Annotated in this window: 15 protein-coding genes; 3 read left to right on the forward strand and 12 right to left on the reverse strand. The window is 66.8% G+C overall.

The genetic code is table 11. The features are described from left to right. Positions 1–34: 34 nt before the first annotated feature. The 3 genes from WJ35_RS29315 to WJ35_RS00550 are packed head-to-tail and all read right to left on the reverse strand — an operon-like array spanning position 35 to position 1,635. Positions 35–445: a hypothetical protein gene (locus WJ35_RS29315; RefSeq protein WP_011885586.1), complete on the reverse strand. Its 411-nt coding sequence runs from the start codon at positions 443–445 to the stop codon at positions 35–37. Next, positions 438–1,109 (reverse strand): M35 family metallo-endopeptidase, encoded by a 672-nt coding sequence (locus WJ35_RS00545; RefSeq protein WP_069238594.1) that lies wholly within the window; start codon positions 1,107–1,109, stop codon positions 438–440. Before WJ35_RS00545 ends, WJ35_RS29315 begins: the two co-directional genes overlap by 8 nt. A 1-nt stretch (position 1,110) precedes the next feature. Further along, positions 1,111–1,635 (reverse strand): PAAR domain-containing protein, encoded by a 525-nt coding sequence (locus WJ35_RS00550; protein WP_051974443.1) that lies wholly within the window; start codon positions 1,633–1,635, stop codon positions 1,111–1,113. Positions 1,636–1,837: 202 nt separating this feature from the next. On the opposite strand from WJ35_RS00550, the gene WJ35_RS00555 reads away from it, so the two are divergent. Continuing rightward, complete coding sequence (locus tag WJ35_RS00555; RefSeq protein ID WP_069238595.1) at positions 1,838–2,452, forward strand: pentapeptide repeat-containing protein; 615 nt, start codon at positions 1,838–1,840, stop codon at positions 2,450–2,452. A gap of 45 nt (positions 2,453–2,497) precedes the next feature. Here the strand turns inward: WJ35_RS00555 and rng are convergent, their stop codons facing one another. From rng to upp, 9 genes are all read right to left on the reverse strand, one after another. Next, the gene (gene rng / locus WJ35_RS00560) at positions 2,498–3,967 is read right to left on the reverse strand and encodes a ribonuclease G (protein ID WP_060091182.1); all 1,470 of its coding nucleotides are present in this window, start codon (positions 3,965–3,967) and stop codon (positions 2,498–2,500) included. A gap of 8 nt (positions 3,968–3,975) precedes the next feature. Then, entirely contained in the window at positions 3,976–4,608 is a 633-nt protein-coding gene (locus WJ35_RS00565; protein ID WP_060231993.1) for a Maf family protein, read from the reverse strand. A gap of 51 nt (positions 4,609–4,659) precedes the next feature. Beyond that, complete coding sequence (gene rlmH, locus WJ35_RS00570; RefSeq protein ID WP_059477494.1) at positions 4,660–5,130, reverse strand: 23S rRNA (pseudouridine(1915)-N(3))-methyltransferase RlmH; 471 nt, start codon at positions 5,128–5,130, stop codon at positions 4,660–4,662. A 19-nt stretch (positions 5,131–5,149) separates the two neighbouring features. Next, positions 5,150–5,602, reverse strand: a complete 453-nt coding sequence (rsfS, locus tag WJ35_RS00575) for a ribosome silencing factor (RefSeq protein WP_010091135.1) — start codon at positions 5,600–5,602, stop codon at positions 5,150–5,152. 4 nt (positions 5,603–5,606) lie between these two features. Next, positions 5,607–6,356, reverse strand: a complete 750-nt coding sequence (locus tag WJ35_RS00580; protein WP_415876959.1) for a nicotinate-nucleotide adenylyltransferase — start codon at positions 6,354–6,356, stop codon at positions 5,607–5,609. Next, on the reverse strand, positions 6,353–7,276 hold the full coding sequence (hemF, locus tag WJ35_RS00585) for an oxygen-dependent coproporphyrinogen oxidase (RefSeq protein WP_060231990.1): 924 nt from the start codon (positions 7,274–7,276) through the stop codon (positions 6,353–6,355). The genes WJ35_RS00580 and hemF overlap by 4 nt, the downstream gene beginning before the upstream one ends. A 118-nt stretch (positions 7,277–7,394) precedes the next feature. Further along, entirely contained in the window at positions 7,395–8,672 is a 1,278-nt protein-coding gene (purD, locus tag WJ35_RS00590; RefSeq protein ID WP_069238596.1) for a phosphoribosylamine--glycine ligase, read from the reverse strand. Between the two features lie 107 nt (positions 8,673–8,779). Then, positions 8,780–9,508, reverse strand: coding sequence for a YebC/PmpR family DNA-binding transcriptional regulator (locus tag WJ35_RS00595; RefSeq protein WP_010091139.1), 729 nt, complete (start codon positions 9,506–9,508; stop codon positions 8,780–8,782). Positions 9,509–9,752: 244 nt separating this feature from the next. Next, on the reverse strand, positions 9,753–10,403 hold the full coding sequence (gene upp, locus WJ35_RS00600; RefSeq protein WP_060231984.1) for a uracil phosphoribosyltransferase: 651 nt from the start codon (positions 10,401–10,403) through the stop codon (positions 9,753–9,755). A gap of 172 nt (positions 10,404–10,575) precedes the next feature. On the opposite strand from upp, the gene WJ35_RS00605 reads away from it, so the two are divergent. Then, a complete protein-coding gene (locus tag WJ35_RS00605) occupies positions 10,576–11,355 on the forward strand; it encodes an SDR family oxidoreductase (protein ID WP_059885854.1) in 780 nt (259 codons plus the stop codon). Between the two features lie 52 nt (positions 11,356–11,407). After that, positions 11,408–11,800 carry a methylglyoxal synthase gene (locus WJ35_RS00610; protein ID WP_069238597.1) on the forward strand — a complete coding sequence of 131 codons (393 nt, stop codon included), beginning with the start codon at positions 11,408–11,410 and terminating at the stop codon, positions 11,798–11,800. Positions 11,801–11,850 lie beyond the last annotated feature (50 nt).

Below are 11,850 nucleotides of genomic sequence, written 5' to 3' on the forward strand. Positions count from 1 at the left end.
TCCTGTCGTGCTCCAGCGCTCCGATCGGGCGATGCTACTTGCCGGTGCAGCATTTGTTCGGGCAATCGGGTTCAAACGAGATTTCTACGCGCCGCCCGTTGTCCACATCGCCGTGCGAATAGACTCGCGCACTCGTTTTGACGGTGCCACGCAGGAAGCCCAGTTGCTCGAGCAACGTTCGCCCTGCTTCCAGGCGAGACCGAGCAAGTTTCGATGCCTGGTGCTCGGCTTCTTCAGCGTGGCCGCTGACGAGTGTTGCTTCGTCAGTGGTGTGATTGGCGTAAGTGATCTGCTGATCGATTATCCAATTCGTCAGGCGAACGATCTCTGCATTCGGAACCGTCGAGCTGTTCGCGGGAAAATAAATATCGAAATTCTCGCTTGCGGTGCATGCAAATGAGGAATTGGATAGGGCGAGAAGTAGCGGGGTAAGATATTTATGCATTGTAGATTACATATCCTGCGATGCTGTCGGCATTGTTGATTGCCTGTTCCGGATTTTCGGTTCCAAGAGTCAAACACTTGTCCATGAAGTAGCGGTGATCTTTGGTTCCCATGGTGTCGCTAAAGTGACTCGCTTCATGAATCAACGTAGAAAAGACGGAATCCTTTTCCCACGAGAAATCACGCATTGTGCAGAAATCGGCATGTATCGCGATTGTATGGGTTGCTGTGTCCGGCGAGCAAACCTCAGCGACGACACCGGACGTATTGGGATTCGGAACGCACCCGATATATTGGTATCGGGCACCGTCCCAGCGCATGAAGTTTGATCCGGTAAGCTTGTTTAAGACTCTGACGATTGCGCTCAAGCCGCTAATCAGCGTCGCCCGCGTTGCGTCGTCGCTTCTGCCAAACCATTGTTGGACGCGGGCTTTATCGGCAGTGGACCAGCGCTGGAGATCCTTCATCCTTGCCTCGACAAGCGCCACAGCCTGGTTGCGCTTGTTCAGCACCATTTCCCGAAATTCCTTGTTGGTCATGTTCGGGCATATTTGTTCGGTGTTGATCGTGACGTCGACCGTGGAGCCCGGATTCGTGTTGGTGACCGCGCCGGAATGAACGAGGAACCACTCGCCACCATCATTCACGTCGAACTTGTTCGGCATGTCAGTTTTCCTTCGTATAGATCTTCAAGGATGCCGCAGAGCCGGTCCGGATGCGGTTGGTTTGCCCATGCGCGTCGGTGATGCCCGTGAATTCCTGCCCGGTATCGGTCACGACTCGATAGCGGACGTTCTGCAGCGCGCGGCCCCACTGATCGCGCAGCGTGTATTGCTCGTCATGCACCGCAGCTCGCGCGATTTCAACGATCGACTGCTCAGCCGTCCTCGTCGCGGCCTGTCCGCCGCCGTCAGTCGAGTAGTAGAACGTCGTGGAGGGCGACGCGCGGACGCGGTTCTGTCGGCACGGACATAGGACCCAATCCAGATCCTTGACCATGGCCTTTCCATCATCCAGCCATGTGCTGGCGCTGCCTCGTATGGGAAACAGCCCTTTGCAGTTGCCGCAGGTTGCCTGGTCGCCATCGCGCGCCATGGTGTTGCCGCGCTCGTCGTAGTGCGTTGACGAACCGCTAGCGACATAGCCGCCGGTCGTCGTGAGGCTGCCTTTGACTACCAGTTGTTCGAACATGATCGTGATCGATGGGAGTTGAGGGGCTTTCCGCGAAACAACTCGCTGATGCTCGCGGTGACACGACAAATTTTCATGCGCAGCGAGGCGATATTCACGCTCGGAGGGCGGATTCAAACAAGTCTCGTTGTCGAGAAATTTGCACTTGCGCGTGTGCTTCGTCGACAAACTGAGTTCAATTCGGTCTTGGTTCATGGCTTAAATGGTCGTTTGCCCGTTAATTCTCGAAAAACAGATCAAAAGGGAGAATTACGCAGAGTATTGCCAAGTGTTAAGTGGCGAGCGGAACGGAAAATTCGGATCGAACGACGCCCGCGGCTCCAATTTCTCGGGCGCCCGATTCGTCGAATGCAATTTTTCTGCGACACGGCTCGACGACGCGCGTCTGGTCCGAACGTCGTTCGAGAACTGCGACCTGAGCGGCGTCGATTTCCGAGGGGCGAACCTGGAAGGCGTGGATTTTCACGGCGGCACGTTCTGGAGCGCACCCGACGGATCGGTGCTGGACCAAACGAAGTTCGACGACACGCCGGAGGCGCGCCGTACGATCGAACGGAGCACGATCGCGAGAAAGGACCGGATCGAATGGTGCCCGGTTGCCCCGCGCGCCGACGCAGAACCGGCTTCGCTCGTTTCACGCACGAGGCTGAAAGGCAGGCCGGGCGAAGTCGTGCCGCGGAGCGGCTGGTGGATCAGCCCGGCGCTCGGGAGCGAGCAGGGGCGGCGCTATTTCAGCGCCGGAGAGAAGTTTCCGGACATCGAGTCGACCAGCTGGGGGCGCGTGATCTGGAGTTACAACGCCGACGATCAACGTTGAGACCGACGCGCGCCCGTCCCGGACGAGACGGGCGTGCCATCAGCGCTACATCAGCACGATGTCGTACTGCTCCTGGCTCAGATTCGACTCGACCTGCAGCGACACCGGCTTGCCGATGAAGTCGATCAGCATCGCGAGATGCTGCGATTCCTCGTCGAGGAACAGGTCGATCACCTGCTGCGCGGCGATCACGCGGAACTCGCGCGGATTGAACTGCCGCGACTCGCGCAGGATCTCGCGCAGGATGTCGTAGCACACGGTGCGCGACGTCTTCACCTGGCCCTTGCCCTGGCAGGTCGGGCACGGCTCGCACAGCACGTGCGCGAGCGATTCGCGCGTGCGCTTTCTCGTCATCTCGACGAGCCCGAGCTGCGAAAAGCCGTTGACGGTCACACGCGTGCGATCGCGCGCGAGCGCCTTCTTCAGCTCGGCGAGCACCGCGTCGCGATGCTCGGCATTCTCCATGTCGATGAAGTCGATGATGATGATCCCGCCGAGGTTGCGCAGCCGCAGCTGCCGCGCGATCGTGTGCGCGGCCTCGAGGTTGGTCTTGAAGATCGTGTCGTCGAAGTTGCGCGCGCCGACGTAGCCGCCCGTGTTCACGTCGATCGTCGTCATCGCCTCGGTCTGGTCGATCATCAGGTAGCCGCCCGACTTCAGGTCGACCCGCCGCGACAGCGCGCGCTGGATCTCCGTCTCGATGTTGTACAGGTCGAACAGCGGCCGCTCGCCGGTGTAGTGGTGCAGCTTCGGGCTCACGGCGGGCGTGAACTCGGCCGCGAATTCGGCGAGCCGCTGGTACGTCTCGCGCGAATCGACCTGGATGCGCGACGTGTCGTCGTTGGCGAAATCGCGCAGCACGCGCTGCGCGAGGTCGAGATCCTGGTACAGCAGGCTCGTCGCCGGCAGCCGCTGCGCCTGGGCGACGATCGTCGCCCAGGTCTTGCGCAGGTAGGTGACGTCGCCGGCCAGCTCGTCGGAGGTCGCGTCCTCGGCGATCGTGCGCACGATGTAGCCGCCTTTCTCGTCCGCCGGGATCACCGCGGTCAGGCGCGCGCGCACCGCCTCGCGCTCGGCCTCGCTCTCGATCTTCTGCGAGATGCCGATGTGCGGCTCCTGCGGCAGGTAGACGAGCGTGCGGCCCGCGATGCTGACCTGCGTGGACAGCCGCGCGCCCTTCGTGCCGATCGGGTCCTTGATGACCTGGACCATCAGCGTCTGGCCCTCGAACACGGTCTTTTCGATCGGCTGGTGCGGCGCGCTCGTGTGCGGTTCGCCGTTCAGGCGCGGCTGCCAGATGTCGGCGACGTGCAGGAACGCCGCGCGCTCGAGCCCGATGTCGATGAACGCCGACTGCATGCCGGGCAGCACGCGCACGACCTTGCCGAGATAGATGTTGCCGACGCGTCCGCGCGACAGCGTGCGCTCGACGTGAAGCTCCTGCACCGCGCCTTGCTGGACGAGTGCGACCCGCGTTTCCTGCGGCGTGATGTTGATCAGGATTTCTTCGTTCATGGCGGGATTCAGAAGTCGACGCGCGCGGCGCGCAGCAATGCTGCAGTCTCAAAAAGGGGCAGACCCATGATACCTGAATGGGAACCGGCGATTTGCTCGACGAATTCGGCCGCGCGCCCCTGGATCGCGTACGCGCCGGCCTTGCCGAACGGCTCGCCGGTCTCGACGTAGCGCGCGAACGCGTCGCGCGGCGCGGCCGCGAAGCGCACCGACGAGCGCGACAGCGCCGGCGGCAGCAGCGCGCCGCCCGCGTCGACCACGGCGACCGCGGTCAGCACTTCGTGCTCGCGCCCCGCGAGGCGGGTGAGCATCGCGAGCGCGTCGGCGGGATCGGCGGGCTTGCCGAGGATCGCGCCGTCGATCGTCACGGTCGTGTCGGCGACGAGCACCGGCGCGGCGGGCTTGCCGCTCGCGACGAGGCGCGCACGCGCGGCGTCGGCCTTCGCGACGGTCACGCGCAGCACGTAGTCGTCGGCGGTCTCGCCGGGCAGCTCGGCTTCGAGCGCCTCGGCGTCCTCGTCGGGGCGGGGCAGCAGCAGCTCGAAGCGCACGCCGATCTGCTGCAGCAGTTCCTGGCGGCGCGGGCTTTGCGAAGCGAGGTAAAGGATCGGGAAGAGTTCGCGGGAAACGCTGGACGGCATGGTGTCGTTATCTCGTGGGGCGCGCGGCGCGCGCGTCGCGAGGACGACGCGTCATGCGCGGTGATAGGGGTGATTCTGCGTGATGCTCCACGCACGGTAAAGCTGTTCGGCGAGCAGCACCCGCACCATCCCGTGCGGCAGCGTCATGCTGGAGATGCGCAGCAGCAGGTCGGCGCGCGCCTTGAGCGCCGGGTCGAGCCCGTCGGCGCCGCCGATGATGAACGCGACGTCGCGGCCGTCCTGCTGCCAGCCGGGCAGCGCCTGCGCGAGCTGCATCGTGGTCCAGTCGCGGCCGCGCTCGTCGAGCGCGACGATCCGCGCGCCCTTCGGCAGCGCGGCCTCGATCTTCTGCCGCTCGGCGGCCATCACGCTTTCGGCGCTGCGCCCGCCGGAGCGCAGCTCGGGCTTGATCTCGCGCAGCTCGATGCGCAGCTCGGGCGGCATCCGCTTCGTGTACTCGTCGAAGCCGGATGCGATCCAGCCGGGCATCTTGTGGCCGACCGCGAGGATGAAAAGCTTCATCGGGACGATGCGTGACGACTCAGCGGCGGCGGGCGGGCGTCTTGCGCGCCGGACGGGCGACTTCTTCCTCGTCTTCTTCGTCCTCGGCCTCCGCAGTTGCACCGGCCGCGCCGTTCGGGGCCTTGCCGCCGCCGAGCTTCATGCGCACCGGCTTGTCGCCCCAGATTTCCTCGAGGTTGTAGTACTGGCGCAGCGCGGGCTGCAGGATGTGCACGACGGCGTCGCCGCAGTCGACCAGCACCCATTCGCCGGTGTCCTCGCCTTCGGAGCTGACGACGTCGCCGCCGGCCTCCTTGACCTTGTCGCGCACGTTCGACGCGAGCGCCTTGGTCTGGCGGTTCGACGTGCCGGACGCGACGATCACGCGATCGAACAGCTCGGTCAGGTGGCTCGTGTTGAAGACCTTGATGTCTTGTGCCTTGACGTCTTCGAGGGCGTCGACGATGACGCGCTGCAGTTTGCGGATATCCATGGATTCAGGATTGATAGAGACGATGTTGAAGAATGTAGTCCCAGACGGCAGCGGGCACGTGCTCGGCCGATGCGTCGGGCATTTGTGCGCGGCGCGCGATGCATTCGCGCAGGTGCGCGCGGATGTCGGTCGCGGCGATGTCGAACGCGAGCGTCGTGTCGATCAGCAGGCGCCCGGCCGGCGTGGCCATCAGCACGTCGGCACCGGCCTGCCGCGCGGCGACTTCCTGCGCAACCGCCTGCGGCGCCGTGGCGAGATCGAAGCCGGGGCGGGTCGACACGCAGATATGCGCGTAGTCGAACAGCCGGCGCCAGTCGCGCCAGGTGTCGAGCCGCACGAGCTGGTCCGCGCCGATCAGCAGCGACAGCGACGCGTCCGGGCCGACGCGCGCGCGCCAGCGCGCGAGCGTGTCGACGGTGTAGGTCGGCCCCGCGTGCTCGATCTCGTCGGTCGCGACGCTGACCGTCGCGCCCGGCAGCACGAGCGATTGCGCGGCGGCGCGCGTCATCGCCAGGCGATGCTCGGCGGCCGACACGTCGCGCTTCTGGTACGGCTGCCCGGCGGGCAGCAGCACGAGCTCGGTCAGGCCGAGCACGGCGGCGAAGCGGCCGGCGAGCGCGAGATGACCATCGTGGATCGGGTCGAACGTGCCGCCCAGCAGGCCTATGCGACGCAAGAGCGGGCGCGGCAGCGGGGCGGGGCGGGTGGTGTTTTTCAGAGCGTGTCCCTTTCGTTGCGGTGGCGCGAGGCTCAGACCCAGTCGCGCGGCACGAGGAAGTCGCTGGTCAGGCGCGCTTCGGGCGTTCCCTGCCCGGGCTGCCAGTTGTAGCGCCAGTTCGCGACGGGCGGCATCGACATCAGGATCGACTCGGTGCGGCCGCCGCTTTGCAGGCCGAACAGCGTGCCCCGGTCGAACACGAGGTTGAACTCGACGTAGCGGCCGCGGCGGTAGGCCTGGAACGCGCGCTCGCGCTCGCCGTACGGCGTGTCGCGGCGGCGCTCGACGATCGGCAGGTACGCGGCGAGGAACGCGTCGCCGACGCTTTGCATCATCTCGAACGCACGTTCGAAACCGGGCTCCGCGTAATCGTCGAAGAAGATCCCGCCGATGCCGCGCGCCTCGTTGCGGTGCTTGAGGAAGAAATACTCGTCGCACCACTGCTTGAAGCGCGGATACAGGTCCGCGCCGAACGGATCGAGCGCGTCCTTGCAGGTCTGGTGGAAATGCCGCGCGTCGTCCTCGAAGCCGTAAATCGGTGTCAGATCCATGCCGCCGCCGAACCAGAACACCGGCGCTTCGCCGGGCTTGGTCGCGATCAGCATCCGCACGTTCATGTGCACGGTCGGGCAGTACGGATTGCGCGGGTGCAGCACGAGCGACACGCCGAGCGCCTCGAAGCCGCGGCCCGCGAGCTGCGGGCGCGCCGCGCTCGCCGACGGCGGCAGCGCGTCGCCCGCGACGTCGGAAAAGCCGATGCCGGCGCGCTCGAACACCTGGCCGTCCTCGAGGATGCGCGTGCAGCCGCCGCCGCGCAGGCGTTCGCCGGGGCCGCGCTGCCACGCGTCGGTCGCGAGCGGCGTGCCGTCGAGCGCGCCGAGCGCATCGGCGATGCGCGTCTGCAGGCCCTGAAGGTAGGCGCGCACGCGCTCCACGTCGTAGGTCGAATCGGTCATGTCTGGACTGGGCGCTCCCGCCGCAGGCGGGAGTCGCAAAAAAGGACGTCTGCCGGCCATTCTAGCGAACCCGGCAGCAGGGGCCGCCGGCTGCTCGCGCAGCGCGGCGGTGGCGGCATCACGTGCTCTTGCGGCTCAGCGCGCGGTAGCCGATGTCGCGGCGGTACTGCATGCCTTCGAAATTGATCTGGTTGATCGTTTCGTACGCATGCTGCTGCGCCTCGCGCACCGAGTCGGCGAGACCGACCACGCACAGCACGCGGCCGCCCGACGTCGTCAGCTTGTCGCCGTCGAGCGTCGTGCCCGCGTGGAACGTCACGGCCTGTTCGGTCTCGGCCGGGATGCCGTTGATGCGGTCGCCCTTGCGCGGCGCGTCCGGATAGCCGTGCGCGGCCAGCACGACGCCGAGCGCGGTGCGGCGGTCCCAGTCGAGCTCGACCGTGTCGAGCGTGCCCGCGATCGCCTGCTCGACGACCTTCGAGAAATCGCTCTTCAGGCGCGCCATGATCGGCTGCGTCTCCGGGTCGCCCATCCGGCAGTTGAACTCGAGCGTGCGCGGATTGCCGTCCTTGTCGATCATCAGGCCCGCGTACAGGAAGCCCGTGAAGCGGATGCCGTCCTTCTCCATCCCGCGCACGGTCGGCATGATGATCTCGCGCATCACGCGCGCGTGCATCTGCGGCGTGACGATCGGGGCAGGGGAATACGCGCCCATGCCGCCCGTGTTCGGGCCGCGGTCCTCGTCGAGCAGGCGCTTGTGGTCCTGGCTGGAGGCCAGCGCGAGCGCGTGCTTGCCGTCGACCATCACGATGAAGCTCGCTTCCTCGCCGTCGAGGAACTGCTCGATCACGACGCGCGCGCCGGCATCGCCGAGCTTGTTGCCCGACAGCATCATGTCGATGGCCGCGTGCGCTTCGTCCAGCGTCATCGCGACGACGACGCCCTTGCCCGCGGCGAGGCCGTCGGCCTTGACGACGATCGGCGCGCCTTTCGCGTCGATGTACGCGTGCGCGGCGGCCGCGTCGGAGAAGGTTTCGTAGTCGGCGGTCGGGATGCCGTGGCGCTTCATGAACGCCTTCGCGAAATCCTTCGAGCTTTCGAGCTGCGCTGCTTCGCGGGTCGGGCCGAAGATCTTCAGGCCGCGCGCGCGGAACAGGTTGACGATGCCGGCCGCGAGCGGCGCTTCCGGGCCGACGAGCGTGAACGCGACGCCTTCGCTTTCCGCGAAATCGGCAAGCGCGTCGAGCGACGTGATGTCGACATTCTTCAGGCGCTCGTCCTGCGCCGTGCCGCCATTGCCGGGCGCGACATAGACCATCTGGACGCGAGGCGACTGCGCGAGCTTCCACGCCAGCGCATGTTCGCGGCCGCCGGAACCGACGACGAGTAGTTTCATGGGATTCCCCGCAGACTGGAAAACAGGGCGGCCGGCACGCTCAGGCGCGCCGGCCGCGATAATCGGTCGGGCCGCCGCCGCGAACACGACGCACGGCGGCAGGCATCTCATTCCTCGACGACGACGGCGTTCGTATACACCTCCTGCACGTCGTCGAGGTTCTCGAGCGCGTCCAGGAGCTTCTGCATCTTCACCGCGTCGTCGCCGGTGAATTCGACTTCGTTCTGCGGCTTCATCGTCACTTCGGCGAGCTCCGCCTTGAAGCCGGCGGCTTCGAGCGCGTCCTTCACCTTCGAGAATTCCTGCCAGTCGCACAGCACTTCGATCGAGCCGTCGTCGTTCGTGCTGACGTCGTTCGCGCCTGCCTCGAGCGCCGCTTCCATCAGCGCGTCTTCCGACGTGCCCGGCGCGAACAGGAACTGGCCGACGTGATCGAACATGAACGCGACCGAGCCGTCGGTGCCCATGTTGCCGCCGAACTTCGAAAACGCGTGGCGCACTTCCGCGACCGTGCGGGTGCGGTTGTCGGTCAGCGTGTCGACGATGATCGCCGCGCCGCTGATGCCGTAGCCTTCGTAGCGGATTTCCTCGTAGTTCGCGCCGTCCGCGCCGCCGACGCCGCGATCGATCGCGCGCTTCACGTTGTCCTTCGGCATGTTCGCGTCGGCCGCCTTGTCGACCGCGAGACGCAGGCGCGGGTTCGAGCCGATGTCGCCGCCGCCGAGGCGCGCCGCGACCTGAATTTCCTTGATCAGGCGGGTCCAGATCTTGCCGCGCTTCGCGTCGGCCGCTGCCTTCTTATGCTTGATGTTGGCCCATTTCGAGTGACCAGCCATACGTTTCTCCGTCGCCCCGGCGCTTTGCGCGGGCGTTTAAGCCAATGTGTCGTTGAATCGGCGGCCGTTGGGGCGGGCGTGAAGCCGCGGGGCCGCGCGTGTCGAGTGGACCGAGATTTTATCACGCGGCGGCCGTCCGCTTGGGGCCGTCGCGCATGGCCGAACGGCCGGGGCCGGCCGCCGCGAAACCGGCGGAGGGCCGGACGGCCGGCCCCCGGATGGCCGGCCCCCGGATCGCGATTCCTCAGTTCTTCGTGCCGAACAGCCGGTCGCCCGCGTCGCCGAGGCCCGGCACGATGTACGCGTGCTCGTTCAGGTGCGAGTCGAGCGACGCGACGTACAGCTTCACGTCCGGATGCGCGTCCTGGAACACCTGCACGCCTTCCGGCGCGGCGACGAGCGCGACGAACATGATGTTCGCGGCCGGCACGTTGCGGCGCTTGAGCACGTCGACCGCGTGCACGGCCGAGTAGCCGGTCGCGACCATCGGGTCGCACAGGATGAAGATCCGGTCCTCGAGGTCCGGCAGGCGCACGAGGTACTCGACCGGGCGGTGGTCGTCCGCGCGGTACACGCCGATGTGGCCGACGCGCGCCGACGGGACCAGGTCGAGCAGGCCGTCCGACATCCCGACGCCCGCGCGCAGCACGGGGACGATCGCGAGCTTCTTGCCGGCGATCACCGGCGCGTCGATCTTGACGAGCGGGGTTTCGACCCGCTTGGTCGTGATCGGCAGGTTGCGGGTGATCTCGTAGCCCATCAGCAGCGTGATTTCGCGCAGCAGCTCGCGGAACGTGCGCGTCGACGTGTCCTTGTCGCGCATGTGGGTCAGCTTGTGCTGGATCAGCGGGTGATCGAGGATGAAGAGATTCGGGAAACGGCTGTCCTGTTTCATGACGGAGGCGCCCTGGCGCAAAAGGAGTTCGGGACGGCAGGCGGGCGGCGGGCCCGTCTGCGCGCAATGACGCAAGTTTACCAAGACGGGCCGCGCGATCCGGATATTATCGACGTCTGACCGACAACCCGCGCGCCGCCCGGCGCGCCGCAATCAACAACGGATATCGACGATGGATCTCGGCATCGCAGGGAAGACCGCGCTCGTGTGCGCGGCAAGCAAGGGCCTCGGGCGAGGCTGCGCGGAAGCGCTGGCCGCCGAGGGCGTGAATCTCGTGATCGTCGCGCGCACGCGCGACACGCTGGAGGCGACCGCGGACGCGATCCGCGCGGCGTCGGGCGTCGCCGTGACCGCGATCGCGTGCGACATCACGACGCCGGACGGGCGCGCGGCCGCGCTTGCCGCCTGCCCGCAGCCGGACATTCTCGTGACGAATGCGGGCGGCCCGCCGCCGGGCGACTTCCGCGATTTCTCGCACGACGACTGGATCCGCGCGCTCGAGTCGAACATGCTGACGCCGATCGAGCTGATCCGCGCGACCGTCGACGGGATGATCGCGCGCCGCTTCGGCCGGATCGTCAACATCACGAGCTCCGCCGTGAAGGCGCCGATCGACGTGCTGGCGCTGTCGAACGGCGCGCGCTCCGGGCTGACCGGCTTCGTCGCGGGGCTCGCGCGCCGGGTCGCCGCGCACAACGTGACGGTCAACAACCTGCTGCCGGGCCTGTTCGACACCGACCGGATCGCGACGACGCTCGCCGCGTCGGCGCAGGCGAAGGGCGTGACGGTCGACGAAATGCGCGAGCGGCGCGCGCGGGAGATTCCGGCGGGCCGCCTCGGCACGCGCGACGAGTTCGGCGCCGCGTGCGCGTTCCTGTGCAGCGTGCACGCGGGCTACATCACCGGGCAGAACTGGCTGCTCGACGGCGGCGCTTACCCGGGCACGTTCTGACGGGCGCCGCGCGGCCGGCTTTTACGACGACAACGAACCGAAGGACTTGGAGATGAGCACACCCCGCATCGCACTGATTGCGCACGACGCGAAGAAGGACGAGATCGTCGCGCTCGCGGGCGAGTATCGCGCGACGCTCGCGCGCTGCCGGCTGGTCGCGACCGGCACGACGGGCGGCCGCATCGCGGCCGCGCACGGCCTCGACGTCGAGCGCAAGCTGTCCGGGCCGCTCGGCGGCGACCTGCAGATCGGCGCGGAGCTGGCCGAGGGCCGGGTCGACATCGTCGTGTTCCTGCGCGACCCGATGACCGCGCAGCCGCACGATCCCGACATCACCGCGCTGGTGCGCGCGTGCGACGTGCACAACGTGCCGTGCGCGACCAACGTCGCGACCGCGCGGATGCTGCTCGACGATCTGGCGCGCAACATGCAGGACGTCTGCTAGGCCCGCTTGCCCCTGCTCGTGGCAGGGCCGTGCGCTGCGCGCGGCGACGC

This window comes from Burkholderia ubonensis (assembly GCF_001718695.1).
In the GTDB taxonomy this organism is placed as follows: domain Bacteria; phylum Pseudomonadota; class Gammaproteobacteria; order Burkholderiales; family Burkholderiaceae; genus Burkholderia; species Burkholderia ubonensis_B.